The sequence below is a fragment of the Micromonospora sp. NPDC050200 genome, from assembly GCF_040656135.1.
Lineage (GTDB): Bacteria > Actinomycetota > Actinomycetes > Mycobacteriales > Micromonosporaceae > Micromonospora.
The window spans coordinates 83,893-109,321 of record NZ_JBFALG010000007.1 but is presented as its reverse complement, the minus strand read 5'-3'; the positions used below and the strand labels follow the sequence as shown (position 1 = coordinate 109,321).

The 25,429-nt window shown below is 74.6% G+C and carries 25 protein-coding genes, 1 tRNA gene and 1 pseudogene; 13 read left to right on the top strand and 14 right to left on the bottom strand.

Translation table 11 applies throughout. The features are described from left to right. Positions 1-155: 155 nt before the first annotated feature. Entirely contained in the window at positions 156-827 is a 672-nt protein-coding gene (locus tag AB0I41_RS07485; RefSeq protein WP_357102989.1) for a hypothetical protein, read from the top strand. Between the two features lie 44 nt (positions 828-871). Here the strand turns inward: AB0I41_RS07485 and AB0I41_RS07480 are convergent, their stop codons facing one another. The 4 genes and pseudogenes from AB0I41_RS07480 to AB0I41_RS07465 form a co-directional block, all read right to left on the bottom strand. Continuing rightward, entirely contained in the window at positions 872-2,455 is a 1,584-nt protein-coding gene (locus AB0I41_RS07480) for an ATP-dependent DNA ligase (protein WP_357102987.1), read from the bottom strand. 75 nt (positions 2,456-2,530) lie between these two features. Then, positions 2,531-2,737 (bottom strand): hypothetical protein, encoded by a 207-nt coding sequence (locus AB0I41_RS07475; RefSeq protein WP_357102984.1) that lies wholly within the window; start codon positions 2,735-2,737, stop codon positions 2,531-2,533. Between the two features lie 77 nt (positions 2,738-2,814). Beyond that, positions 2,815-4,167 (bottom strand): dipeptidase, encoded by a 1,353-nt coding sequence (locus tag AB0I41_RS07470; protein WP_357103158.1) that lies wholly within the window; start codon positions 4,165-4,167, stop codon positions 2,815-2,817. Further along, positions 4,130-4,860, bottom strand: a pseudogene (locus tag AB0I41_RS07465) (hypothetical protein); the annotation flags it as partial. The gene AB0I41_RS07470 and the pseudogene AB0I41_RS07465, both read right to left, overlap by 38 nt. A 280-nt stretch (positions 4,861-5,140) precedes the next feature. On the opposite strand from AB0I41_RS07465, the gene AB0I41_RS07460 reads away from it, so the two are divergent. Continuing rightward, positions 5,141-5,542: a rhodanese-like domain-containing protein gene (locus tag AB0I41_RS07460; RefSeq protein ID WP_357103155.1), complete on the top strand. Its 402-nt coding sequence runs from the start codon at positions 5,141-5,143 to the stop codon at positions 5,540-5,542. Positions 5,543-5,649: 107 nt separating this feature from the next. Here the strand turns inward: AB0I41_RS07460 and AB0I41_RS07455 are convergent, their stop codons facing one another. From AB0I41_RS07455 to ssb, 3 genes are all read right to left on the bottom strand, one after another. Beyond that, positions 5,650-7,194, bottom strand: a complete 1,545-nt coding sequence (locus tag AB0I41_RS07455; protein WP_357102982.1) for a cobyric acid synthase — start codon at positions 7,192-7,194, stop codon at positions 5,650-5,652. Beyond that, positions 7,191-8,288, bottom strand: a complete 1,098-nt coding sequence (locus AB0I41_RS07450; RefSeq protein ID WP_357102979.1) for a cobalamin biosynthesis protein — start codon at positions 8,286-8,288, stop codon at positions 7,191-7,193. Before AB0I41_RS07450 ends, AB0I41_RS07455 begins: the two co-directional genes overlap by 4 nt. Before the next feature lie 139 nt (positions 8,289-8,427). Further along, complete coding sequence (gene ssb / locus AB0I41_RS07445; RefSeq protein WP_357102976.1) at positions 8,428-9,171, bottom strand: single-stranded DNA-binding protein; 744 nt, start codon at positions 9,169-9,171, stop codon at positions 8,428-8,430. Between the two features lie 355 nt (positions 9,172-9,526). Here ssb and AB0I41_RS07440 point away from each other — a divergent pair, with 355 nt between their 5' ends. Continuing rightward, complete coding sequence (locus tag AB0I41_RS07440) at positions 9,527-9,949, top strand: HPF/RaiA family ribosome-associated protein (RefSeq protein ID WP_357102974.1); 423 nt, start codon at positions 9,527-9,529, stop codon at positions 9,947-9,949. Positions 9,950-10,044: 95 nt separating this feature from the next. After that, positions 10,045-11,124 carry an alpha/beta hydrolase gene (locus AB0I41_RS07435; RefSeq protein ID WP_357102971.1) on the top strand — a complete coding sequence of 360 codons (1,080 nt, stop codon included), beginning with the start codon at positions 10,045-10,047 and terminating at the stop codon, positions 11,122-11,124. Between the two features lie 7 nt (positions 11,125-11,131). On the opposite strand, the gene AB0I41_RS07430 is transcribed toward AB0I41_RS07435, so the two are convergent. Next, on the bottom strand, positions 11,132-11,809 hold the full coding sequence (locus AB0I41_RS07430; protein ID WP_357102968.1) for a hypothetical protein: 678 nt from the start codon (positions 11,807-11,809) through the stop codon (positions 11,132-11,134). A 148-nt stretch (positions 11,810-11,957) separates the two neighbouring features. Here AB0I41_RS07430 and AB0I41_RS07425 point away from each other — a divergent pair. From AB0I41_RS07425 to AB0I41_RS07410, 4 genes are all read left to right on the top strand, one after another. Further along, a tRNA-Arg gene (locus tag AB0I41_RS07425) sits at positions 11,958-12,033 on the top strand. A gap of 232 nt (positions 12,034-12,265) precedes the next feature. Then, complete coding sequence (locus AB0I41_RS07420; protein WP_357102965.1) at positions 12,266-13,159, top strand: septum formation family protein; 894 nt, start codon at positions 12,266-12,268, stop codon at positions 13,157-13,159. 172 nt (positions 13,160-13,331) lie between these two features. Next, positions 13,332-13,856 carry a SigE family RNA polymerase sigma factor gene (locus tag AB0I41_RS07415; protein ID WP_357102963.1) on the top strand — a complete coding sequence of 175 codons (525 nt, stop codon included), beginning with the start codon at positions 13,332-13,334 and terminating at the stop codon, positions 13,854-13,856. After that, complete coding sequence (locus AB0I41_RS07410; protein ID WP_357102961.1) at positions 13,853-15,046, top strand: hypothetical protein; 1,194 nt, start codon at positions 13,853-13,855, stop codon at positions 15,044-15,046. Before AB0I41_RS07415 ends, AB0I41_RS07410 begins: the two co-directional genes overlap by 4 nt. A 60-nt stretch (positions 15,047-15,106) precedes the next feature. Here the strand turns inward: AB0I41_RS07410 and AB0I41_RS07405 are convergent, their stop codons facing one another. The 3 genes from AB0I41_RS07405 to AB0I41_RS07395 form a co-directional block, all read right to left on the bottom strand. Continuing rightward, entirely contained in the window at positions 15,107-15,514 is a 408-nt protein-coding gene (locus AB0I41_RS07405; protein ID WP_357102958.1) for a VOC family protein, read from the bottom strand. 3 nt (positions 15,515-15,517) lie between these two features. Next, entirely contained in the window at positions 15,518-16,306 is a 789-nt protein-coding gene (locus tag AB0I41_RS07400; RefSeq protein WP_357102956.1) for an ArsR family transcriptional regulator, read from the bottom strand. Positions 16,307-16,417: 111 nt separating this feature from the next. After that, the gene (locus AB0I41_RS07395; RefSeq protein WP_357102953.1) at positions 16,418-17,314 is read right to left on the bottom strand and encodes an aminoglycoside phosphotransferase family protein; all 897 of its coding nucleotides are present in this window, start codon (positions 17,312-17,314) and stop codon (positions 16,418-16,420) included. 153 nt (positions 17,315-17,467) lie between these two features. Here AB0I41_RS07395 and AB0I41_RS07390 point away from each other — a divergent pair, with 153 nt between their 5' ends. The 5 genes from AB0I41_RS07390 (at position 17,468) to AB0I41_RS07370 (ending at position 22,251) form a co-directional block, all read left to right on the top strand. After that, positions 17,468-18,277 (top strand): class I SAM-dependent methyltransferase, encoded by an 810-nt coding sequence (locus AB0I41_RS07390; RefSeq protein WP_357102951.1) that lies wholly within the window; start codon positions 17,468-17,470, stop codon positions 18,275-18,277. 118 nt (positions 18,278-18,395) lie between these two features. Beyond that, complete coding sequence (locus AB0I41_RS07385; RefSeq protein WP_357102948.1) at positions 18,396-19,574, top strand: ATP-binding protein; 1,179 nt, start codon at positions 18,396-18,398, stop codon at positions 19,572-19,574. Then, on the top strand, positions 19,564-20,754 hold the full coding sequence (locus tag AB0I41_RS07380; protein ID WP_357102945.1) for a hypothetical protein: 1,191 nt from the start codon (positions 19,564-19,566) through the stop codon (positions 20,752-20,754). The genes AB0I41_RS07385 and AB0I41_RS07380 overlap by 11 nt, the downstream gene beginning before the upstream one ends. Continuing rightward, the gene (locus tag AB0I41_RS07375; protein WP_357102942.1) at positions 20,724-21,440 is read left to right on the top strand and encodes a response regulator transcription factor; all 717 of its coding nucleotides are present in this window, start codon (positions 20,724-20,726) and stop codon (positions 21,438-21,440) included. The genes AB0I41_RS07380 and AB0I41_RS07375 overlap by 31 nt, the downstream gene beginning before the upstream one ends. Before the next feature lie 73 nt (positions 21,441-21,513). Further along, a complete protein-coding gene (locus AB0I41_RS07370) occupies positions 21,514-22,251 on the top strand; it encodes a hypothetical protein (RefSeq protein ID WP_357102939.1) in 738 nt (245 codons plus the stop codon). On the opposite strand, the gene AB0I41_RS07365 is transcribed toward AB0I41_RS07370, so the two are convergent. The 3 genes from AB0I41_RS07365 to AB0I41_RS07355 form a co-directional block, all read right to left on the bottom strand. Next, on the bottom strand, positions 22,206-23,153 hold the full coding sequence (locus AB0I41_RS07365; RefSeq protein WP_357102936.1) for a DJ-1/PfpI family protein: 948 nt from the start codon (positions 23,151-23,153) through the stop codon (positions 22,206-22,208). The genes AB0I41_RS07370 and AB0I41_RS07365 overlap by 46 nt on opposite strands. Positions 23,154-23,157: 4 nt before the next feature. Beyond that, positions 23,158-23,766 (bottom strand): isochorismatase family protein, encoded by a 609-nt coding sequence (locus tag AB0I41_RS07360; RefSeq protein ID WP_357102933.1) that lies wholly within the window; start codon positions 23,764-23,766, stop codon positions 23,158-23,160. A gap of 782 nt (positions 23,767-24,548) precedes the next feature. Further along, entirely contained in the window at positions 24,549-25,298 is a 750-nt protein-coding gene (locus tag AB0I41_RS07355) for a lysophospholipid acyltransferase family protein (protein ID WP_357102930.1), read from the bottom strand. Between the last annotated feature and the right edge of the window lie 131 nt (positions 25,299-25,429).

Genomic DNA, 25,429 nt, shown 5'->3' with positions numbered 1-25,429 from the left:
CGGTCTCCTCGGCCGAGCCGAACCGGACACTCGGGTGGGTCCCCGGACAGCGGAGGACGTTGTAGTGTCCGCCCGTGATCAACGAGCCGGTGACCCCTGATCCCACGTCGGAGCCGGCGACGGCAGCGTATCCGGCCCACAACCCGTGGAGCCCCGTGCCACCCTCGGACACCCCGCCGGTCACCGCCGAGTTCGCCGCACCGCCGGCAGCGGACGCCGCACCCACCGCGCAGTTCCCCGCACCGGCGCCGCACTCCGCACCGACCGCGCAGTTCGCCCCGCCGCCGGCACCGCACTCCGCGCCACCCGCGACGGCGCAGTTCTCCGCGCCCCCGGCACCCTTCTCGTCGCCCCCGGCCCCGTTCCCGGTGCCGCCGGCCCATTTCTCGGCGCCGCCCGCGGCGGTCCGGCCCGGGCCGCATCCGCCGGTGCCCGCGCCGGCGATGCTGCCCGCCGGTTACCAGCCGGCCCGGCCGGACGTGGTGGCGGTGCAGATCGGCGAGATCGTGGTGACCCCGCCGGTGATCCGTACGCCGGCCGGGGTGCTCCCGCTGGCCGGCGCATCCTGGCAGGTGGCGGACTTCTGGCAGCAGGAGGAGAAGATCGCCACCTGGGCGCTGGTCTGCGCCATCGTGGGCTTCTTCTGCCTCACCTTCTTCAGCCTGCTCTTCCTGCTGGTCAAGGAGACCCGCCACCACGGCACGGTCCAGGTGACGGTCGTCAACGGGGCCCACCAGTACGTGGCCCGCATCCCGGTGGTGGACCAGGGCCAGGTGCAGCACATCAACAACCAGGTCAACTACGCCCGGTCGCTGTCGACGTTCTGATCCCGCGGCGCCGACCACGGCCCGCCGGCGCGGGCGGGGGCGGCTCAGCCGCCGGCCCGCCCGGCGTGGATCGCCCGGACCGTGTCGATGGTGTCCGCCTCGGCGGCGGCCTTGTCCTCGCGGTAGCGCAGCACCCGGGCGAAACGGAGCGCCATCCCGCCCGGGTAGCGGGAGCTGGTCTGCACCCCGTCGAAGGCGATCTCGACCACCTGCTCGGGGCGTACCCGGACCACCCAGTCGCCGCGCTCGACGGCCAGCGACAGGAACCGCTCGGTCTGCCAGCGCAGCAGCTCGTCGGTGAGGCCCTTGAACGTCTTGCCGAGCATCACGAAGTCGCCGGTGCGCGGGTCCCGCGCGCCGAGATGCAGGTTGGAGAGCCAACCCTGCCGCCGGCCGCTGCCCCACTCCACCGCCAGCACCACCAGGTCGAGGGTGTGCCGGGGCTTGACCTTCACCCAGGCCGCGCCGCGCCGGCCCGCGTCGTAGGGCGCGTCCGGCGCCTTCACCACGACGCCCTCCTGGCCGGCGTCGACCGCGGCGGCGAAGGCCGCGCCGGCCTGCTCGGCATCATCCACCGCCATCCGCCCGACCAGCAGCGACTCGTCGACCGCGGCGGCCAGGGCGGCCCAGCGCTGCCGACCGGGCCGGTCGATCAGATCCTCGCCGTCGAGGTGCAGCAGGTCGAAGAAGTACGGCGTCAGCACCGCCTCGCCGGTGGTCTCGGCGGCGGCGAGCACGGCCGGGGCGACCGGCGTCCCGCCGGTGGTGCTGGGCGTGGTGCGGCGGGCGGCGCGGCTGGAGGTCTGCTGGAAGGGCAGCGGCCGGCCGGTGGCGTCCAGCCCGATCGCCTCGCCGTCGAGCACCAGCTCCCGGACGGGGAGCGCGCGCACGGCGGCGACCACCTCGGGAACCCGGGCGGTGATCTCGTCGAGGCTGCGGGTGAAGACGGCGATGTCGTCGCCGGAGCGGTGTACCTGGATCCGGATGCCGTCGAGCTTGACGTCCACCACCGCCGGTACGCCGGTGGCGTCGAGCGCCGCGTCGACCGACGGGGCGCTCTGCGCCAGCATCGGGGCGAGCGGGCGGCCCACCTGGAGCCCGAAGCCGGCCAGCCCGGCGGCACCTCCGGAGAGCGCGGCGACCGCCACCGCGCGCAGGTCACCGGCGAGCAGCAGGGCCCGGCGGACGGCGGTGACCGGCACCTCGGCGGCCCGGGCGATGGCGTCGGCGAGCAGTCCCGCCTGGGCGCCCTGGCGCAGCTCGCCGCTGAACAGGCCGACCAGTAGCCGCTGCTCGTCGGCGGTGGCGGCGGCGAAGAGCGCGCCCAGCAGCTCCCGCCGGCGGGCCTGCGAGCCGGGCCCGTGCACGGCCGCGATCCGGTCGACCGCCGCATCCACGGCGGCCACCGTCAGGGTCGGCTCGGCGGCGGGGGCGGGCAGGTCGCGCAGGGCGGCCCAGCCGACGCCGGTCTGCCGCTGGCGCAGCTCACCGGCGAGGTAGCCGGAGCCGGCCGGCACCTCGGACGGGTCGAGCGTCCGCAGCGCGGTGGCGAGCAGCTCCACCTTGGCCCGCCGGCCGCTGGTGGCGCCGACGGCCGCGGAGGTGGCTGCCAGGTCGAGGAACCGCACGGCCTCATCCTGCCAGCCACCCCCGACACCACCCGGACATTGCCGTGCCCGGGCCGTCCTGATGGGCGGCGCCGGTCAGGCGGAGACGGGCTCCTCGATGCGCAGCCCCCGGGCGCGCACCTCGTCGGCGACCCGGGACAGGACCCCGTCGAGGGCGACCAGCGCGGCGGAGAGCTCGCCGAGCTGTTCCTTGAGCGTGTCCTCGGGCCACGCGGAGACGTCGAGGTCCCCCAGAGCACTCACGGCGGCTTCGAGCCGCGACATCACGTCGTTCGTACGCATGTTCGAAAGGCTATAACAGCCCTGCGCCCGACACACCGCAAACTCCGACATCGGCCCCGAAGTTACGGCTCCGACACCTAGCCGTCCTGGCGCCCCGCCTCGGCGACGCCGGCCAGCAGCAGCGCCTCGGCCAGGCAGACCCGGGCGAACTCGCCGAGGTGCAGGCTCTCGTTCGGGCCGTGCGCCCGCGCGTGCGGGTCCTCCACGCCGGTGACCAGGATCGCCGCCCGCGGGAACATCTCCTGGAAGGTGGCGATGAACGGGATGGAGCCGCCGACGCCGATGTCCACCGGGTCGCTGCCGTCCCAGGCGGTACGGAAGGCGGCCCGGGCGGCGTCGAACATCGGCCCGGAGGCGTCGATGACGCAGGGGTCGCCGTCGTGCTCGAAGCTGACCGTCACCTGGGCGCCCCACGGGGCGCGCTTCTCGAGGTGGGTGCGGAGCGCGTCGTACGCCCGCTTCGGGTCGTCGCCCGGCGCCAGCCGTAGGCTCAGCTTGGCCTTGGCCGACGGGACCAGCGCGTTCGGCGCCTCGCCGGTGGCCGGGGCGTCGACACCGAGCACCGCCAGGGCGGGCTTGGTCCAGAGCCGGTCGGTGATCCGGCCGGTGCCGAAGAGCGCGGCGCCCTCGACCAGCCCGGCCTCGGCACGGAACCGGCCCTCCGGGTAGTCGACGCTGGCGCCCTCCCGGCCGATCAGGCCCTCGACGGCCACGTCGCCGGCGTCGTCGTGCAGGGTGGCCAGCAGCCGGACCAGCGCGGTCAACGCGTCGGGCACCGCGCCGCCGAACATGCCGCTGTGCACCGCGTGGTCGAGGGTGCGCACCTCGACGAAGCAGTTGACGATGCCGCGCAGCGAGGTGGTCAGCGCCGGCACGCCGACGTCCCAGTTGGTGGAGTCGGCGATCACGATCACGTCGGAGGCGATCTCGTCGCGGTGCTCGGCGAGCAGCCGCTCCAACGAGTCGGAGCCGTACTCCTCCTCGCCCTCGATGAAGAGGACGACGCCGACCGGGAGCCGGTCGCCGAAGGCGCGCAGGGCCGCGACGTGCGCCATGATGCCGGCCTTGTCGTCGGCGGCGCCCCGGCCGTAGAGGCGGCCGTCCCGCTCGACCGGCTCGAACGGGTCGGACTCCCACCGCGACAGGTCGCCGACCGGCTGCACGTCGTGGTGGGCGTACATCAGGACGGTGGGCGCGCCGGGCGGCGCCGGCTTCGTCCCGATCACCGCCGGCTGGCCGCCGGAGCGCACGATCCGGGTGTCGAGGCCGCAGCCGCGCAGCAGCTCCGCGACCGCCTCGGCGGAGCGCTCCACGTGCGAGTGGTCGAAGCCCTCGAAGGCGATGCCGGGGATGCGGACGAGGCGTTCCAGGTCGGCGCGGACACCGGGCAGTTCACGCTCGACGGCGGCCCGCACCTCGGACTCGGACATGATCGGAGTGGTCATGACCGGCATCGTATGCCGGCCTTACCCCGGCGCACCCTCCGAGGCCGCGTCGCCGCAGCTCGCCGGGGCGCGCACGTAGTAGCGCCGGGCGTCGTGCGGCAGCGCCGGCGCACCGTCGACCACCAGGTCCGCGAACGCGGCGGTGCGGTCGGTGGCGAAGTGCGCGCGCTCCCCGGCGTGCCAGCGGCCCAGCTCCGGCAGGATCTGCGGCCCGTCCCGGTCCAGCGCCCGGGACCGCCGCAGCGGCGCCGGGGCGGTGACGAAGACCGCGAGGCTCAGCTCGGGCCGGATCGCCGCCCGCGCCGCGCTCACCCCCTCCACCAGCAGCACCGGCGCGACCGGCACCGGCACCGCCCGGGGCAGGAAGCCGCGCCGCACCCAGCTGTAGCGGTGGTACGCCCCGGGTCGCCCGGCCCGCAGCGGCGCCAGCACCCGCTCTTCCAGCCGGGACCAGAAGGTGAACTGGTCGTCCCACCCGTCGAGCAGGTCGTCGGTGTTCACCACCGGTGGCCGGTCGCCGCCGGGCAGCGCGGCGAAGGCGTCCGCGAGGCGCGCGGCGAAGACGCTCTTGCCCGCGCCGCTCGGCCCGTCGACGGCCACCAGTCGGGTACGCCCCAGCCGCGCCGGCCGGGCCAGCACCCGCCGGGCCAGCGCCGCGTACGCCTCGACCACCGCCACCCGCGGCCGGCCGGACCCTTCGCCGATGTCCTCCCGATCCCCCGTCACCCGACCGACGCTAGCGCCCGACCGGATCCCCCACCGGCGTCCTCCCGGTCCCCTGCCACCCGGTCGACGCCGCCGCCCGCCCGGACCCGACGCCCGAACCGGCCGCCGCCGCCCTGGTCGCGCCGGCGGTCGGGGTGTTGTCCCCCGTGAGCCTGGTTCCGTCCTGCGCCCCGCCGTTCGCCGGGCGGCCACTCCCGGTGACCGGCATGATCTGGATGTGCTGCATGACGTGATGAGTCCGGGCGTGAACGCCCTGCTGGAACAGGCCCGCGCGGGGCTGCGCCGGCTGGGTCCGCAGGAGACGGTCGAGGCGGTGCGGGCCGGGGCCCTGCTGGTCGACACCCGCACCGAGCGGCAGCGCCGCGAGCAGGGTGAGTTGCCCGGCGCGATCGTCATCGAGCGGACGGTGCTGGAGTGGCGGCTGGACCCGGCGAGCGAGTGGCGCATCCCCGAGGCGACCGGCTACGACCGGGAGATCGTCGTGGTGTGCTGGGACGGCGACGGCTCCAGCCTGGCGGCGGCGAGCCTGCAGGCGCTGGGGCTGCGCAACGCGACCGACCTGATCGGCGGGGTGCAGTCGTGGCGGGAGGCGGGACTGCCACTCTCCGACGAGCCCGCCGACGTGCGCCCCTGACGGCGCTGGTCCGCCGCGCGACGCCCACTGCCGCCGGCCCGGCGACCACCGGCCCACCTCCTCGCGGTCCCGAGGTAGCCCGCGTGACCCTTGCATGTCGGCGCCGGTCAGATCGTCGCCGGGGCGCCGGGCGGAATGAACGGCAGGTCGGCCGGCGGGCCGGCCTCGACCAGCCGCCAGAGCGCGTCGGTGTCGAGGTGTTCGGAGACCAGGTCCCCGAGCAGGTCGAGGGAGCGCTCGCGGGCGGCGGCGAAGGCGGTGTCCGGCGCCACCCGGAAGCCGTGCCGCCCGGCCGTCCGGGCCACCTCGGTCAGGAAGCGGCGGCGGAACTCGTCGGATTCGAACGCGCCGTGCCAGTGGGTGCCGTACACCGCGCCGAGCCGCGCGCCCTCGCCGCCGCCGTCGGCGTAGGTCAGCAGCGGGGGCAGCGTCGGGTCGGCGGTCGAGACGTACCCGTGGTGGATCTCGTAGCCGCGCACCGGGACGCCTCCGGGCGCGGTGCCGACGGCCTGCCGGACGGTCTTGCGCCGGTCGAAGGTGATCTCCACGGGCAGCAGGCCCAGCCCGGGGACGCTGCCCCGGCGACTCTCCACCGGGTCGTGGATGGCCCGGGCGAGCATCTGGAAGCCGCCGCAGATGCCGAGCAGCGGCCGGCCGGCGGCGGCGTGCGCGGCGACGGCGTCGGCCAGGCCGGTCTCGCGCAGCCAGGCCAGGTCGGCGACGGTGGACTTGGAGCCGGGCAGGACGACCAGGTCGGCGGCGGCCAGTTCGGCGGGCTCGACGGTCAGCCGGACCCGGACGCCGGGCTCGGTGGCGAGCGCCTCGACGTCGGTGGCGTTGCTGATCCGGGGCAGCCGCACGACGGCGACGTCCAGCCAGTCGGTGCCGCGCGGCGCGGCCGGCCGGCCGAGCACCCGGCCGTACGCGAGGGAGTCCTCGGCGTCGAGCCAGAGGTCGAGGTGCCAGGGCAGCACCCCGTACGTCGGGCGGCCGGTGACTCCGCGCAGCATGTCCAGCCCGGGCTGGAGCAGCCCCGGGTCGCCCCGGAACTTGTTGATCACGAAGCCGGCGATCAGCGCCTGGTCGGCCGGGTCGAGCAGGGCGAGGGTGCCGAACATCGAGGCGAACACCCCGCCCCGGTCGATGTCGCCGACGACGATGGTGGGCAGGCCGGCGCGCCGGGCCAGCCCCATGTTCACGTAGTCGCCGGACCGCAGGTTGATCTCGGCCGGGCTGCCGGCGCCCTCGCAGATCACCACGTCGTACGCCTCGCGCAGCTCGGCCAGGGCCGCGTACGCGGTCTCGGCGAGCTTCGGCCGCAGCTGCCGGAAGTTGCCGGCGGTGACGGTGTCGACGGCCTCGCCGAGCAGCACCACCTGGCTGGCCAGGTCGCTGCCCGGCTTGAGCAGCACCGGGTTGAACCGCAGGTCGGGGGCGAGCCCGCAGGCCGCGGCCTGCATCGCCTGGGCGCGGCCGATCTCCCCGCCCCGGCCGTCGGGGCCGACGACCACCGCGGAGTTGTTGGACATGTTCTGCGCCTTGAACGGCGCCACCGCGACCCCTCGGCGGTGCAGCCACCGGCAGATGCCGGCGGTGAGCACGCTCTTGCCGGCGTCGGAGGTGGTGCCCGCGACCAGCAGCCCGCCGCTCACCGTCCCCACCCCCGGCCCGCCGCGGCGTCGACCGCGCGCGGCCCCGCGAGCCGGACGGCAGCCGCCGCGCGGGCCGGCAGCGCGTTCCCTGCCGGGACCAGCCGTGGACGCCGGCCGCGCAGCGCGCGCCGACCGGCGGCGTCGACCAGCAAGCCCACGGTCAGCGGGTACGCCGCGGCGATCGCGAGCGCGGCGAGGCCGACGGCGCCGGAGATCCGGGCGGCCCGCCTGAGGTGCCGCGCCTCGGGGCGGGGGCCGTCGCCGAGGAACGGCCGGACCTCGGAGCGCCCGAAGTACACGTTGCGCCCGCCGAGCCGGACGCCGAGGGCACCGGCCATCGCCGCCTCGCACTGGCCGGCGTTCGGGCTGGGATGGTCGTCGCGGTCGCGCCGCCAGACGTGCCAGGCGCGGGCCCGGTCGCCGTCGGCGGTCGGCGCGACGGCGATGGTGAGCAGCCCGGTCAGCCGCGCCGGGACGAGGTTGAGCACGTCGTCGAGGCGGGCCGACGGAGTGCCGAAGCGGGCGTAGCGCGGCGAGCGGTGGCCGACCATGGCGTCGAGCGTGTTGGCCGCGCGGTAGCCGAGCAGGCCGGGCAGCCCGGCGACCGCTCCCCAGACCAGCGGGGCGACCACCGCGTCGGAGGTGTTCTCGGCCACCGACTCGACGGTGGCCCGGGCCAGCTCGGACTCGTCGAGGGCGGACGGGTCCCGCCCGCAGAGGTGCCCCAGGCGACGTCGGGCCGCCGGCAGGTCGCCGCCGCGCAGGGCGGACCCCATCACGCCGGCCTCGTGCCGCAGCGTGCGCCCGCCCAGCACCGTCCAGGTGCCGGCCGCCACGAGCAGACCGCGCAGCACCGGGTGACGCCGGGTCGCCACGGTGGCGGCGGCGCCGAGCAGCACCGGCGCGCCGACGGCGAGCGTGGTGAAGACCGCTCCGGCGGTACGGTCGGGGCGGTAGACCCGCCGTTCGAGGGCACCGGCCGCGCGGCCGAAGCCGGCCACCGGGTGCCCGCGGCGCGGGTCGCCGAGCAGGGCGTCCAGGGCGTACCCCGCCACCAGCCCTGCCGCGTTCGCCACAGCGGTCGCCTGACGCACCTCGCACCACCTCCGGCCGGCCAGCCTAGCCGTACGGCGGGGTGACCGACGTCGCCGTCGCCACCCCGCCCCCGTCCGCACGCCCCGTCGGGCCGGAGCCCGGTCCACCCCCGCAGTTCACCGGCTCCGGCCCGCCGGATCAGGCCGGCACCGGCACCCGGCCACGACCGCGTCGAGCCCGCCCGGTCGACGCGCCGGCGGTCTCCTCCGGCGCGGCGTCCAGCTCGCCGTCCCCGGCGGCATCCCCGCCGTCCCCCGGCACCGGGGCCAACTCGTCGCCGGAGGCCGGCTCGTCGTCGTCGGCCTCCTCGTCGAACGGGTCGGTCAGCCCCTCGAAGCCGGCACCGGGCACCTCGTGGCCGGCGCGGGGCACGGCGAACCCGGAGAACTCGAAGTCCTCGTCGAACGGCCGGTCGTCCGGTGCGGCCGGCGCCTGCTCGTGCGGCACCGGCTCGGTCGGCTCGCCCTGCACCCGGGTGGCCGCCTCGGCGTCCTCGACGGTGCTGGTGGCCATGGTCGGCTTGTTGCGCAGGAACCGGGCCCGCCCCCGGGACAGGTCGTGCCCGACGGCGACCGCCTCCAGCTCGTAGAGGGTGCGGTGGTTGCCCGCGTCGTCGGTCCAGTCCCGGGTGTAGAGGCGGCCGACGACCACCACCGGGTCGCCGACCATCACCGAGGCGGCCACCCCCTCGGCCAGCTTGCGCCAGCAGTTGACCCGGACGCGGAGGCTGTTGCCGTCCACCCACCGGCCGCTGTCCCGGTCGAGCCGGCGGGCGGTCGAGGCGACCTTGAAGTTGGCGACCAGGGTGTTGCTCTGCGTGGTACGGCGCCACTCGGGGGCCGTCAGCACGTTGCCGACGATCGTGACGTAGGTATCGAACATCGTCCCCTCCCAGGGGTTCCAGGGCCTGCCGTGGCGAGTCGACTCGGTGCCGAGCCTGGCCGGGTGGGCGCCGCGCCGCGAGCGGACGGGACCGGCCTGTGGACGACGGGGCCACCTGTGGACAAAGACCTGATCAAGGTCCCGGTCTGCTAGGGCCGAGCGGCCCTGGGTGGCCGCACCGGGGGCGACCAGGATCGGAAGCGGGGTCACCCGGCGTGGGAACGGCCCCGACCGGGTATGGATTTGATCAACCGAGAGCCATCACACGGCACGAGGTCCGACGAAAGAGGTCAGTGACGATGATGCTCAGCCCGCGTACCACCGGCTCCGTCCGCTCCGAGCGGGAGGTGCGGCGATGAGCGCGGTGACCAACCCGGCGACCGTCGCCGAGTGCCTGCGCGTCGGGGCCGGCTTCTCCCAGGGTGACCGAAACTGGATCGTGGAGCAGTTCGCGACCCTGAACGCGCGGCTGGCCACGTTCCACGCCGACGCCACCGAGCTGGAGGTGTCGGTCAAGGACCGCCAGGCGCGCGGGCAGAAGGTCACGCTGGAGTGCTGGATCGCCGGCCGGCAGAAGATCGTCACCACCTCCGGCGAGGAGGACCTGCGCGCGGCGCTCAACGACGCCCGCGACGACCTGCGCCGGCGGCTCAACGACGCCAAGACCCGGCAGGAGCCCCGGCACAACAAGCACGTCCGGGAGATGGGCCAGCCGGGCCCCGACCAGGTGGCCGACGCCGACGCCGACCTCACCCGGGTCGACGCCGAGACGGCCTGAGCGGCACCTCGGCCGTCCCCGTCCGACCGGTGCGACCGGGCGGGGACGGCGTCGGGGGCTACCGCCCGGTAGCTTCCGGGCGTACCGTCGCCTTCGTGGAACCGGACGTGCTGGGGCCGCCGTACGAGCGGCAGACGATCGACCTGGGCACCGACGACGAGGGACCGGTGGTCGCCACCCTGGTCCGGCGGCGCGCCGAGCGCCCCACCGGGCGGGCCGTGCTCTACGTGCACGGCTTCGTCGACTACTTCTTCCAGACCCACGTCGCCGACTTCTTCGCCGAGCGCGGCTGGGACTTCTACGCCCTCGACCTGCGCAAGTACGGTCGCAGCCTGCTGCCGCACCAGACCCCGAACTTCTGCCGCGACCTCGGCGACTACTTCCCCGAGCTGGACGCCGCCGCCAAGATCATTCGCGAGGACGACGGCCACGACACCCTGCTCGCCATGGGCCACTCCACCGGCGGCCTGATCATCTCGCTCTGGGCGCACGCCCGACGCGACGCCGGCCTGGTCGACGGGCTCTTCCTCAACAGTCCGTTCTTCGACATCAACGCCCCCTGGCTGGTCCGTCGCCCCCTCGCGGCCGCCGTCTCCCGGCTGGGCCGCAGCGCGCCACACCGGGTCCTCCCCTTCGGCCTGGGCACCGTGTACGGCGAGAGCCTGCACGCCGAGCACCGCGGCGAGTGGACGTACGACCTGGCCTGGAAACCGCTCGCCGGGTTCCCCGTCCGGGCCGGCTGGCTGAACGCGATCCGCACCGCCCAGCGGCAGCTGCGCGCCGGGCTGGAGATCCCGGTGCCCGTGCTGCTGGCCTGCTCGACCCGCAGCTTCAAGGGCACCAGCTGGCACGACTCGGCGGCCCTGGCCGACGCCGTCCTCGACGTCGAGCACATGGTCCGCTGGGCGCCCCGGCTCGGCCGGCACGTGACCCTGGCCCGCTTCGACGGCGGCCTGCACGACCTGACGCTCTCCGGCCCCGCCGTACGCGAGCAGGTCTTCGCCGAGGTCGGGCGGTGGGCCGAGGCGTTCCTCGGCGCGGGCCCGACGGACGCCGGCCCCGACGCGACGGACCCGGCGGGCCCCGGCGCGACCGGGTCCCGCGCCGCTGCGGTCCCGGGCAGCCGGGAGCCGGCCGGGGACACGGAACCGGCGGGAGCGCCGCAGGCCGGCTGAGCGGTGCTCAGTCGCCGGGCGACAGCTCGGCGATGATCCGGTCGAAGGTGGCCACCGGGTGGCCGCCCTCGCCGGGCAGCACCAGGCCCAGGCAGCGCAGCTCGACCTCCCCCGCCGGGTCGGCCCGCACCCCGAAGACGGGCGCGCCGACGTACCCGGCGGGCAGCTCGCCGGTGACCCGCAGGCCGCCGCCCGCACGGACCGCCCGCTCGACCGCCACCTCCAACGGCCGCGCCCCGTCCGCACGGACGCCCAGCGCCAGCACGATGACGGAGACCGGCTCCGCGCCGATTCGGGCGATATCGTCCGCGCCGGCCGCGACCACGTCCGGCACCGGTTGGGTACGCCAGCGCCAACCCTGCCCGGCCGCCCGCTCGTGCAGCCCGTCGGTCGGCATGACCGCCACCCCGACGCCGGGCCGGTGCGCCCACAGCCCGGCCGGCAGGACCAGCGCGTCGGCGGCCACCCCGGCCGGCTCGGTGACGCTCGGCCGCAGCCCGATCTCCCCCACCTCGGCGCGGGCCAGGACCTCGGCGGTGAGCAGGTACTCGCCCGTCGGGTGCTGGAAGAAGAACGCCGTGCCGGCGGCCCCGTCGCCAGCCTGGCCGATCGGCAGGATCGCCCGCCCCAGGAGCTGGCACAGCTCGTAGGCGACCTCGTTCTCGGCGTCCGGTTCCAGCAGCACGAAGCCGAGGGTACGGGCCGCGCCCGGCCGGAACCCGGGTGACCGGGCAGCGGTGGCGTGGGACGCTGATCACCGCGCCGGAGCGGGGACCCGTTCCCCCGTGGACCGGGAGTACGGCGGTACCCTCTTGGCGCGACACGCACGCCGCGCGCCCGTAGCTCAGCGGATAGAGCAGGGGACTTCTAATCCCAAGGCCGCAGGTTCGAATCCTGCCGGGCGCACCACCATTGCCCCAGGTCAGCGGCTTGTCGCTCCCGGTCGAATCGATCACCATGGCCCCCGTACAGCCATTCGTACCGCCAAATCACCCGAAAAGGTGCTTGGCAGCCGCATCAGCGGCCGCCCGCTCGATCTCCGGCAGGACCTGGGCGTAGCTGTTCATCGTCAATCCGATCTGGCGGCTGTCCGCCTGCCGTATGCTGCGCGCGTCGTCACAGGGGACAGCGGGAGAATCAGATGCGACGCCAGGGCACGGCGGCGGTCACGGCTGCATTGATCACGGCGGCGCTGGCGGGTTGCGGCACGCCGGCCGGCACGGACGGAGACCTCACCGACGACTGGCTGCCGATCCCCGCGGCGCAGCAGTTCAGCCCGCAGGCCGGCGAGTGCCACGTGATCGCCGAGCCGACCGCCTACCTCACCAGCTACGCGCCGGTGGACTGCGCCAAGACCCACCTGGTGGAGACGTTCCACGTCGGCACCTTCACCGGCGACCTGGCCGCGCGGCCCATCCCGCCCAAGGTGGGATCGGCGGCCATGCGCGCCTCTTTCGCCGACTGCGACACCCGGGCCCGACAGTTCGTGGGCGGTGACTGGCGGAACGCCCGGCTGTCGGTGCAGGTCTCGCCGACCTCGCCGCCCGGTTGGAATGGCGGCAGCCGCTGGTACCGCTGCGACATCTTCGAGCTGGACGAGGTGGACGGGGCCAACGGCGACTCCGACCGGGCGATCAACCGGGCCGGCACGCTTCGCGACACGGTGCGCAGCCGTTCCCCCCTGACGTACGGCTGCATGAACGAGGACGAATGGGGACGGCTGCGGCCGGCCGGCTGCACCGTTGCGCACCAGTTCGAGTACGCCGGCATCTGGACCGCCCCGGACCGCTCCTACCAGGTGACCGGGCGGGATGCGCAGACCGTCCACGCCGGATGCCGCACGGTCGTGGCCCGGTACGCCAAGGTGCCGGTCGACGGTAACCTGCGGTACCGCACCGGCACCGCGTACCGAATGCCGTCCCGGGAATTGTGGGCTCGCGGTGACCGGGGTGTGCGCTGCTATTTCTGGTCCAGCGGCCGCAAGCTCACGCGGTCGATCGCCGGCGGCGGCCCGAAGGTGCTGCCGATCAACTGAGCCGGATCAGCGCGGAGCCGACGCCCAGACCGCATGGTGCGCGGCCAACCAGTTTCCCGATTGCCGGCCCGACACCCTCGCAGCAGCAGATCGCCATGCAACCTTTCGCCAGGTCGGCTCCGACATGGAGACGACCAGAGCCCAACGTCACACGGGTGGAAAAGGGAGCAGGATGCGGCCTGACCTCGAACGGGAGTACGTCGAGTACGTGACGGCGCGGTTGCCCCGCCTGCATCGCACGGCGTACTTGCTCTGCGCCGACGCATTTCAGGCGGACGACATCGTGCAGGCGACGCTCACGGCGCTCTACGTGAACTGGAAGCGAGCCGCCGACGCGGACAACCTCGACGGGTACGTGCACCGAATCATGGTGCGGCGCTATCTCGACGAACGGCGGCGCGGGTGGTCGAAGGTGCTGCTCGGCGACCGCGTCCCGGAACTGTCCGCACCTGCCGACCACGATGTCGAGGAGCGAGACGCGCTGGTGACGGCATTGCGGTCGCTGCCCAAGGGCCAGCGGGCCGTCGTGGTGCTGCGTTTCTTTGGTGACCTGTCGATCGAGGCGACGGCGAAAGCCCTCGGGTGCTCGGTGGGCAACGTCAAAAGCCAGTGCTCGCGGGGTCTTGCCACCCTGCGCGGGGCGCTTGACGCACGGCATCCGGTCACGACCGCACAAGGAGCGAGGGATCAGTCATGAACGAGGAACAGGAACTGCGGGACCGGCTGGAAGCGATCATCGTGCCGCCCAGCCGCATCGAGATGGACGTACTGGTCCGCGCCGGGCGCCGGCGCGCCTTTCGCCGCCACTCGGCACAAGCGGCCGGGGGCGTGGCGCTGGCCACAGCCATGCTACTGGCAGTGCCGTCGATCCTGACCAGGGCGGGAGCGCAGCCGTCGGGGCAGCCGGGTGCGGGCCCGGCCAGCGCCTCGGCGGAGGCCACCGCCTCGGCCGGCCCGGCCGAACCGTGCCAGACGGCGGAACTGCCCGTGCCGACCGGGATGAAGGATGCCACGGCCGACGCGGTGGATCCGACCGGCAGGTACGTCGTCGGGAACAGCACCGTCGGGCAGGACTTCCGGCCGATCCTGTGGACCGACGGGCAGCCGCAGGCATTGCCGGTGCACGGCAAGTCGGTCCAGGTGACCGCCGTCAACGCGAGCGGGATCGTGGTCGGCCTCGTGGAGGACACACAGCGCCAGGAGTACGTCTTCCGCTACGCGAATGGCGCGTACACGAGGCTGCACACCCCACCGGGGAGCTGGCACCCCTACCCGACCCCGGCTGTCAACGCGGCCGGTGACGTCATCATCAACGTGGAGCCGCGCGGAAACTTGGAGGGCAAGGACAGCATCGTCCTGCTCTGGAAAGCAGGCTCGACGACCGCGGTCAAGCTGCCGCTTTCCGCCGGGGCCAACGCCCACGACATCAACGACGACGGCACGATCGTCGGCGCAATGTACAGAGACGGCGTCGCCACTGCGGCGTACGCCTGGGACCAGCAGGGCAACGGCCGGAAGCTGGAGTTGCCGGCCGGCCAGACCGGCGCCGCCTACGCGACGCGGGGCGACTGGGCGACGGGCGGCATGTGGCCGTCCATGTCCACGGCGCTGTGGAACCTCCGGACCGGCGAGGTGACCACGCTGGGCAAAGGACCAGGAGGGACCGAATCGGGGACGGAGGGGCCGGGAACGGCGGTCAACGCCTCCGGCTGGGTCGTCGCCGGTGGCTCCGTGCTGCGTGCCGGTGCCGTCGTTGAGCTTGCCCTGCCCAGCGGGCAGACCAGCCGCGCGGCGGACGTGTCCGACACCGGGCTGGTTGTGGGGCAGGCGCTGACCAGTGGCCGCGACGGCAACCAGAACCTCGGGCCGCGCATGTGGCGTTGTTGACCCGGCCGTGAGAAAGGACGTGGAATTCCTGCCCTGCGCGGCGCACCACCGTCATGACCGTCAGCGTGTGGCCGTCGCGGCGCCGGTCTGACGGGCTGGTTGAAACAGTTCGATCAGGTTGCCTGCGGGGTCGGCCAGCAGGATCTGACGCCCGCCGGGGCCGGAGACCACGTCACTGCGGAACGACAGTCCAGCGCCCCGGTGCCGGTCGATCTCGGCATCCAGATCATCGACGGTGAGGTGGATGCGGTTGCGGCCGGGAGTCGTGGTGCCCTGGGGCGTGGCTCGGGCGCCTGAGCTGGTGGGCCCAGACAGCAGCAGCCGCAGCGGGCCGCGGACCACGTCAGCGAAGGCGGGCCCGGCGTTGGTCCTCAGTTGAAAGCCGAGGTGAGTGGTGTAGAAGTCGACGGCTGCCTGGACGTCGTCGACCAGGTAACGGACGCTGGCGTACTGGTCGGGTCCCGTCATGGCTCAACCCCCTTGACTCGTGGATGGGCGGATAGCGAGTACGGATAGCAGATGGCGGATGCGGGTATCAATGTCGGCCGCAGTGCGGGCAAAGGCCGGGTAGCTGGCCTGGTCGCTGTCGCCGGCCAAGGCGGGGTCAGGGATGCTCCAGTGAATGCGGCGAGGGTGGTCGTCGAACTCGGGGCAGTCCTCGCGGGCCTTGTCGCACAGGGTGATCACGTAGTCGAACCGGCGGCCGGCAAGGGTGTCCAGGTGGCGGGGGCGTTGACCGGCGATGTCGATGCCGTACTGCTCGCGCAGCGCCCGCACGCTGTTGGGATGCAGTCGCGGCCTGGGGCGGCTGCCGGCGCTGCTGACCTCCACTTGTCCGCCGGTGTGGTGGCGTAGCAGGGCTTCGGCGGTCGGTGAGCGGGCGCTGTTACCCGTACATACGAACAGCACGGCGAGGCGGGGCAACCGCCGCTGGTTGACCGACGGGGCCAGCGCGGCGCCATCCAGGCGTAGGGCCGGGTGCAGGGCAGCGCCGGTGCCGGCCAGCGCTTGGGCGCAGCGGTCCAGATCCAGGTGGTAGTAGCTGTCGCGGCCGTCGAAGCTGCTCTGTGTGGCGGTGACCAGGCCGCCGTCACGCAGCAGCCGCAGGTGGTAGGAGACCAGGTTCTGCGGCTGGCCGATCAGCGTGACCAGCTCGCGGACCCGCAGGTCGCTGTCGGCGAGTTCGGTCAGTAGCCGCCACCGCAGCGGGTGGGCGGCCAACCGCATGAACGCTGGGGCGGCCTGACTCGACGCAGCCATGAACCGGAGAATACATCAAAATTGTTTGATCGGCTGTCCGGCGGAAAATTTTGGGTGGTGGCCGATCATGTCCAATTCCCAAGCTGACGACGGCCAGGGACCGCGGAAGGGTCAGTGGTGGTCGCCGAGCACCTGCGTGAGGGCGTGTGAGGCCTGCCGGACCATGCCGGGGTTGGTCTCCCAGTAGTAGGGCAACGCCGACACGGCCTGGAGGAGCGCCCACCCACGGCCTCGCAGCCACGATGCGTCGTCGACGTCGAGTTCGGCGCGGAACCGCTCGCGACTGTCGCCGGCGAACACGTTCCAGGCCGGTTGCAGGTCACAGGCGGGATCGCCGACGTTGAGGCCGCCGAAGTCGATGACTGCCGACAGCCGACCGTCGACGACGAGCAGGTTGCCCAGCAGCAGATCACCGTGCACCCAGACCGCCGGACCGTCCCACGCCGGGGCGTCGAGCGACTCCTGCCAGGAGCGGAGGGTGGCCGCGCCGTCGATCCGGTCGCCGAGCTGCCCGACCGACCGTCGGACGCCCTCGTCGAACTCGGCGAGCGCTGCTCCCCGGCTGCCGGGTAGACGCGGGAAGGCGCCGGTGGTGTCGACCCCGCGCAGCGCGGCCACGAACGAGGCGAGATCGACCGCGGCCCGGTCGAGGTCGTCGATCGTGCCGTTCGCGTTGTCACCCGGCAGCCACTCGCACACCGACCAATCGAAGGGGTAGCCCTCGGCGGGACGCCCCATCGCCACCGGCACGGGCAGGGCGAGCGGCAGATGCGGCGCGAGCTTCGGCAGCCACTCCGCCTCCTTTGCCGCTTGCCTGGTGGCCCAGCCGATCCGCGGCAGCCGCGCGACCAGGCGCTGACCGAGCCGGTAGATGTCGTAATCCGTCCCGTACGACGCGACCGGGCGGATCGGTAGACCGGCCCAGTGCGGGAACTGTCCGGCCAGGAGGCGACGCACGAGGTCGGCATCGGTTTCGATCTCGTCGGCATGCATCTTGATCGCGCCCATCGCGGTCATCGTCAGCCAACCGTCTCCGGGCGGCAACCGAGTTAGCGGGACGTGGGACGACAGCCAGTACCCGTGATGCGCGAAGGGCGCCGGGGCGGCCACCGGCGCGGAAATCCGGGTGACGCCGACGCACCGGGGTTCCACCATCGACGGATGACACCGCCCCGACCGGCCGAGCCGGACATCCGCCGCTACTACACGGACGTCTACGACGAGGCTGGCCGGCTGGGCCGCACACCGCAGGGGCGGCTGGAGCGCTCGCGTACCCGTGAACTGCTGGCCCGGCTGCTTCCCCCGCCCCCCGCGGCGGTGCTCGACGTGGGTGGCGGCCCGGGAGCGTACGCCGGCTGGCTGGCCGCCGCCGGCCACCTGGTGCACCTGGTCGACCTGGTGCCAGCGCACGCGGCGGCGGCCCGGCGTGACCACCCGGTGGCCGGCGCGAGCGCGGGTAACGCCCGGCACCTGCCGTACGCCGACGTCAGCATGGACGCCGCGCTGCTGCTCGGGCCGCTCTACCACCTGACCGAGCGGGGCGAGCGGATCACCGCGCTGCGGGAGGCCGCCCGGGTCACCCGCTCCGGCGGGCCGGTGCTCGCCGCCGCCATCAGCCGGAACACCCCGATGATCGACCTGATCCGGCAGGGCCGGGTGGACGACGCCACCCGACCGGCGATCCTGGCCGCGTACGCCACCGGGGTCAACGATCCGGCCACCGGCTTCACCACCGCCTACTTCCACCGCCCCGAGCAGTTGCTGGACGAGTTCACCGCCGCCGGCCTGCCGGCACCGACGCTGTACGGCATCGAGGGCCCGCTCTGGCCGATGCTGGAGACGCTCGGCGCGGGCGAGGACTCCACACTGTTCCGCGAGGCGGTCGCCTGCGCACGGGCGTTCGAATGCGACCCGGCGGTGATCGGCACGAGCTGCCACCTGCTCGCCGTCGCGACGGTGGGAGCCCGCTGACCTTTCAGCGACTCGACGCGTACGGAAGGTGATCGGAACGGACGTTCCGTGCTATTGTCCGTGGTCGATGTACCGCCGCGCGGACCCGGACGGGTCGCTGCCCGAAGGACGCCTCCCGATGTCGGCCGTACCCGCTCCGACCTCGCCGCCGTCGCTGCTGGACCGGCCGGCCGGTGGCGCGTTCAGTCTCATGTTCACCACCCTGGCGGCCCTGCTGCGGCTCACCTGCGGGCTGGTCGGCGCGGTCACCGCGCTGGCCGTGCGCACCCCGCCGGTGCGGACGGGGACGCTGCTCGTGGTGGTCGGGGTGCTGACCGCCTGGTCGGTGCTCTACGCCGTCCGTGCGCTGCGCACCGGGATCGGCGGCGCGCTGGTCGCCGGGGACGTCGCGCTCACCGGGGCGGCGTGCCTGCTCATCCCCCACCTGGTCGCGCCGGAGGTGCTGCCGGGTGAGGGGAGCTGGATCGCGGTGCTGGCCAGCACCACGGTGATCAACACGCAGGCGACCGCCCCGGCCCGCTGGTCGGTCCCGGCCGGCCTGCTGGTCACCGCCGCCTACGCTGCCGGCGCCACCGGCGCTGGCAACTCCGCCGAGGCCACCGCGCACGCGGCGACCCTGCTGGGGCAGACCGGCCTGGCGGCGATGCTGACCGCGGTCATGCGCCGGCGGAGCGACCGGGCCGACCGGGCCTTCGCCGACTACCAGAGGTCGCGCCGGGACGCGCTGGTCGCCCGTACCGCGCGGGAGGCGGAGCGGCGGCAGAACCGGGACCTGCACGACACGGTCCTCGGCACGCTCACCATGGTCGGGTTGGGCGCGGTGCCCGACGGGTCACCGGCGCTGCGCCGACGGGCCGCGGCGGACCTGCGTACCCTCGTCGGGCTCGCCGACGCGCGGTCCGCGCCGGTCGGCGGCCGGGTCGCGGTCGACGAGCGGCTGCGGGCGGTGCGCGAGGACCACCCGGAGCTCGCGGTGGCCGCCGAGCTGGCGCCCTGCGCCGCCCCGGCCCCGGTCGCCGCGGCGCTCGCGGACGCCACCGCCGCCGCGCTGGCGAACGTGGTCCGGCACGCGCCCCGCGCGGCGGTCACCCTGCGGCTGAACACCCGCGCGGACACCGTCGTGGTCGAGGTGGTCGACGACGGTCCCGGCTTCGACCCGGCCACCGTCCCGGCCCACCGGTACGGACTGCGCGAGTCGGTACGCGGGCGGCTGGCCGAGGTCGGCGGGCGCGCCGAGGTGACCTCCGCCCCTGGCGAGGGCACCCGGATCCGGCTGGAATGGCCATATGTCGGCTGACCTCGACGCCGGACCGGGCGTCGTGCCCCGGGTCGGGCCGCCCCCGGCGAGCCTGCCCCGGCCGGGCGACGTCCCAGGGGTGGACGTGGCCCGCGCCTCCGACGGGGGCGCCCGGATCGTGGTCGTCGCCATCGCGCTGGTCTGGCACACGGCGATCGGGTTGCCGGCAATGCTGGACGCGTGGTCCGGGCTGGCCGCGCCGGCGGTGGTCGGGGCCGGCTGGCTGGTCGTCGCCGCGACCGGCGGGTACGCCGGCGTCCGGCTGCTGCGCGGCGCCCGGCCGCCGGCGCTGCCGCTGGCCGCGGTGCTGCTGGCGGTGGACGCGGCGGTCTTCGCGGCCGGCGGGCGGGAGCATTTGTTCACCGCCGCGAACTGGGTCTGGGGCACCCTCGGCTGGTTCTTCGTGGTGGTGCTCTGGGGACGGCGGGTCCCCTGGCTGCTCGCCCTGCTCGCCGCCCACTCGCTGATCGCCCTGGCCGCCCTGCTCGGCCACGGCGCGACCACCCCCGCCGACCTGACCCGGTACGCGATGTACGTCTACGGCACCTCGTCGCTGCCGACCGCGGTCTTCACCGGCGCGGCGGTGATCGCCGCCCTCGCCCGGGAACGCGCCGCGACGGCGGCGTCCACCCTCGCCGTGGTCGTCGAGCGGGACGCGGCCGAGCGGGCCAGGCAGGAGCGGCGGGCCCAGCTCGCCCTGGTCAGCGGCGCCGCCGAGGCGGTGCTGGCCGAGCTGGCCGACGGGCGCGCCGACCCGGCCGACCCGCTGGTGCAGCGCCGGTGCGTGCTCGCCGCGGCCCGGCTGCGCCGGCTGATCGCCGAGTCGGACGACGTGCCGGACCCGCTGCTGCACGAGCTGCGCGCCGCCGCCGACCTGGCCGAGCGGAACGGCCTGCCGATCGAGCTGGTCGCCATCGGCACGCCGCCGCCGCTGCCGGTGGACGTCCGTCGCCGGCTGGTCGACCCGCCCACCGCCGCGCTGGCCGAGGCCGGGGGCTGGGCCCGGCTGACCGTGGTCGCCGGCCCGGACGAGGTGGCGGTCAGCCTGGTCACCCCCGAGGTGAACGGTCCGGAAGCGACCGGCCCACCGAGCCACGTCCAGGACGACGGTCGGGTGGAGCACGTTCAGGATCGGGACGGGGAGATCAGGTGGACGCAGACCCGGTGGCGCAGGACGTGAGCGGGGACCGGCCGGTCGGGGTGGCCATCGTGGACGACCACCCGGTGGTGATCGACGGGGTGCGGGCCTGGCTGGCCGGCGAGCCGCGGCTGCGCGTACTGGCCACCGGGGACGACCCGGACCAGGTGCTGGGGGACGCCCCGGACGCCGACGTGGTCCTGCTGGACCTGCGCCTGCACGGGCGGATGGTGATCGACAAGCTGGCCGAGCTGTGCGCCGCCGCCCGGCGGGTCGTGGTCTACTCCGAGCACAACGACCCGGCCACGATCCTCGCCGCGCTGGACGCCGGGGCGGCGGCGTTCCTGGCCAAGCACGAGGGGCGGGAGCACTGCGTGGCCACCGTCCTGGCCGCCGCCAGCGACCGCCCGTACGTGCCGCCGGCGCTGGCCGGGGCGATGGTCGGCGATCCACGCCCGGACCGGCCGGCCCTGTCGGACAAGGAACGGGAGGCGCTGCTGCTCTGGTTCCAGTCGATGTCGAAGGCGTCGGTTGCCCGCCGGATGCGGATCAGCGAGCACACCGTAAAGCAGTACGTGGACCGGGCGCGGATCAAGTACACCCGGGCGGGCCGACCGGCGGCGACCAAGGCGGCGCTGCTGGCCCGGGCAATCGAGGACGGCCTCGTCCGACCGGAGGAGATCGGCATCTACCGGTCGCAGGCGGCGGCCGACCGGCCGACCCCCTAACGGCTGTCATGACAGGGCCGGCAGGCTCGGCGAGGCTTACCGGCAGGAGGCCAACTGCCGGGAGGTCGTGCCGATGCAGGAGAACGCGTCCCCGTTCTTCATCGCGCCGCACCGCTTCGACGCGCTGGACGACGAGCTGCGGCCGGTGCTGGACCAGCGCTACGAGCTGGTCCCGGAGGCGGGCGAGCGGGTGTTGCGGCGACTGCGCACCCCGGTGGCCGGCTGCCTGCTCAGCCCGACCGGCACGCGCCGGCAGTGGGTGCTGCCGGCGCCGGCCACGGTGACCGTCACCGACCGGCGGCTGGCGTACGTGTGCGCCGGCGCGGAGTTGTCGGTGGTCGCCGGACGGGACGGCCGTACCGGTGCCCGGCACCGGCGGGGCGTACGGATGTCCCGCCTGGTCAGCGGGCAGATCCGCTGGCAGTGGCCGTCCCGCCTGGAGCTGCTGCGGCCGGCCACCGGGCCGACGGCGGACGGGCCCGAGCCGGCCCCCGACGCGGAGCTGCTGGTGGTCTGCGACGCGCTGCGGACCATCCAGCAGCCGGCGCTCGCCCTCGGCGGCTCGGCCGACGCGGTGACGGAGCTGGCCCGGCTGGTCCGCCGGTCGGTGGCCGCGTTCCGGCTGACCCGCCCGGGCCTGGTGGAACTCTCCCCACCGGAACGGGACGAGCTGGCCCGGCGGGCCGCACCCGGTCCGCTCGACGGCACGGCCCGGGTGACGCTGCCCGGCTCGCTGCCGGTGGAGTTCCTCTCCCGGGACGACTACTACCGCACGCCGACGCCCTCGGCGCGCGACGCTGTCGGCGAGTGAGCCCGGGCCCGTAGCCGGCGCAGCATCCGACCGTCGGTGAACCCGACGGCCCGGGCGGCGGACTCGACGGTGGCGCCGTGCCCGATCAGGTGCTCGGCCCGCTCGACCCGGAGCAGCTGCTGGTAGCCGAGCGGGGTGAGCCCGGTGGCCTGGCGGAACAGCCGGGCCAGGGTGCGTTCGGCGACCCCGCCGGCGGCGGCCAGGTCGGCCAGCGGCAGCGGCTCGGAGAACCGGCTGTCGATCAGGTCCTGCACCCGGTGGGCCGCGTCGGACAGGTGCGAGCGGTACCGCATCATCGCGCTGGCCTGCTGCTCGTGCCCGTTGCGCCGGGCGTAGACCACCAGGGTGCGGGCGATCCGGGCGGCAGCCGCCGGACCGTGCCGGGTGGCCAACAGGTGCAGCGCCACGTCGATGCCGCTGGCGATGCCGGCCGAGGTGACCACCCGGTCGTCGACCACGTAGAGCACGTCGCGGACCACCCGGGCGGCCGGGAAGATCCGGGCCAGGTCGTCCTGCACCTCATGGTGGGTGGTGCAGCGCCGGCCGTCCAGCAGGCCGGCCCGGCCGAGCGCGAACGCGCCGGCACAGACGCTGGCCACCGTGCCGCCGCGGGCGTGGTGGTCGGCCAGGCGCCGCAGGTCGTCCCGGCCGACCGGCCCCGCCGGGCCGTGCGCGCGCGGCCGCCATCCGGGTACGACCACCAGGTCGTCGACGTCCAGCTCCGGCCACCCGGTGGTGGCCCCCAGCGGTACGCCCTGCACGGTCGGCACGGTGTCCCGCTCGGCGACGTAGTGCAGCCGGTAGTCGTACCCGTTGTCGGCGGCGGTGGAGAAGACCTGGGCCGGGCCGGCCAGGTCCAGCAGGTGCAGCTGCGGGACCAGCAGGAAGACGACCCGGGCCACGCTGTCAGCCCCGCGCGCCGACCGGGGTCGCCCCGGTCACCTCGTCGACGGTGCGGACGGTGGCGAACCGGCCGGCGAGGGCGTACTCCGTGCGGGCGGTCATCTCCGCGGCGGAGAGGGTGCGCGGGTCGGCCAGGATCTCCTCGACGGTGGCGGTCGCCGGCAGATCCCGGTGCGGGGTCGGGAAGGTCACGGTCGCGTCGGTCACGAAGGTCGTCTCGTAGCCCAGATCGCAGCCGACCCGGGTGGTGGTCTCCACGCACTGCTCGGTACGGATGCCGCAGACGGTCAGGTCGCGGACGCCGGCCGTGGTGAGCAACTGCTGGAGGTTGGTGGTGGTGAAGGCGTTGTGGGACGTCTTGACCAGGGTGGGCTCGCCGGCCACCGGAGTCAGCCCGTCGATCAGCCGGACGTGGCCGAGCGCCGGGTCGAAGACGTTTCCGCTGCCCGGCTCGGCGTGCAGGACCCAGACGACGAGGTCGCCCCGGCGCCGGGCGGCGTCGACCAGCCGGTCGACCTGACGCACGATGTCGGGCTGCGACGCGTGGGCCCACATCGGTCGCTGACGGAAGGACTCCTGGACGTCGATGACGACGAGTGCTGCTCTGCTCATGGATCTGATCCTGGCCGGGTGGCTGCCGGGGCGGCAGACACCATCATGCCTGGATGCGGAACGATCCGGTCACTGCCCTGGTCCTCTCCGCCTCCCGCGCCGGCTTCCGTCGACCCGGCCGACCCCACTGGCCGGCAGGCCCGGCTGCCCGACTTGCGCGGCAGCCCCGCTTGGCCCAGCAGCCCTGCTCCCCCGGCAGGCCCGGCAGGCCCGGCAGGCCCGGCTGCCCGGCTGGCTGGCTTGCCCCTGGCGCGCCCGGAGGCCCGGCAGGCCCGGCGCGCCCGGCAGGCGAGGCTGGCCCGGCAGGCGAGGCTGGCCCGGCAGGCGAGGCTGGCCCGGCAGGCGGCAGGTTCGGCCGCCTCCGCCGCCCTCACCGACCTGATGACCGCCGGGCAGGTCGGCCGCCGGGCAGGTTCGGCAAGCCCCGCCGGACGCGGGTGCGGTGTCGTTCCCTTTGGAGCTGATGGCATGAACGATTCACTCGCGGCCCTTCCTCCGAGCCCGCTGCGGGCGCGTCCCTCCGACGGCGAGTCGTTGACGACATCCGCTCCAAAGCGTCTCGCCACGACATCGCCACCGGGATCGGGACCGCCACGCCCACGGCTGCCACGCCCGCGGCTGCCACGGCCACGACCGGCGCACGGTGCAGCGAACGCGCCGGGCAGCGGGCGCAGGGGCTGAGCAGGCGCCGCGGATGACCGGACGCCGCACGTGATGCGGACGCCGTAGGTGATGCCGACGCCGCACGTGATGCGGACGCCGTAGGTGATGCGGGCGCGTGGTCAGGAGGTGGCGGTGCGCCGGCCGCGACGGTCCAACTCGGCGGCCCCCTCGGGGGTGGGGGCGGTGCCGCCGAGGTGGGCCGGCTGCCACCAGGCGTCCTCCGGGCCGGCGGGCTTGTCCGGGTACTCCCGCTGGGCCCGGTCGACCAGGGCCGACAACCGGCTCTTCAGCTCGACGGTCATCGCGTTGGTGTCCGGCCAGTCCGCCGGGTCCATCGGCTCGCCGACCAGGATGGTGACCGGGGTGTGCCGGCGGGTCAGGTTCTTCGGCCGGCCCTTGGTCCAGAGCCGCTGGGTGCCCCAGAGCGCCACCGGCAGCAGCGGCACGCCGGCCTGCTGCGCCATCCGGGCGGCCCCGCTCTTGAGTTCCTTGACGGTGAGCGAGCGGCTGATCGTCGCCTCGGGGAAGACGCCCACCACCTCGCCGCGCCGCAACGCGCTCACCGCGGAGTTGTACGACCCGGCGCCGGCCCGGCGGTCCACCGGGATGTGCTTCATGCCGCGCATCAGCGGGCCGGAGACCTTGTGCACGAAGACCTCCTGCTTCGCCATGAACCGGACCAGCCGGCGGGACTCGTGCGCCCCGTAGCCGCAGAAGATGAAGTCCAGGTAGCTGACGTGGTTGCTGGCCAGCACGGCCCCACCGGTACGGGGGACGTGGTGGCTGCCATCGATGGTCAGGCGCAGGTCGAGGACCCGGAACATCGTCTTGGCGGCGGCGATCACGGGTGGGTACACGAGTTCCGGCATCCGGCAACTTTACCCCGCGTAGGTTACGGACCCGTAGGGCCCGAACGACCGGTCGTAGGCCGGCCCGGGTGGCCGTTCTGCCGCTGGCAGACAGGGCTCGCCACAGCCGCCGACGCGGCCCCAGGATGGCG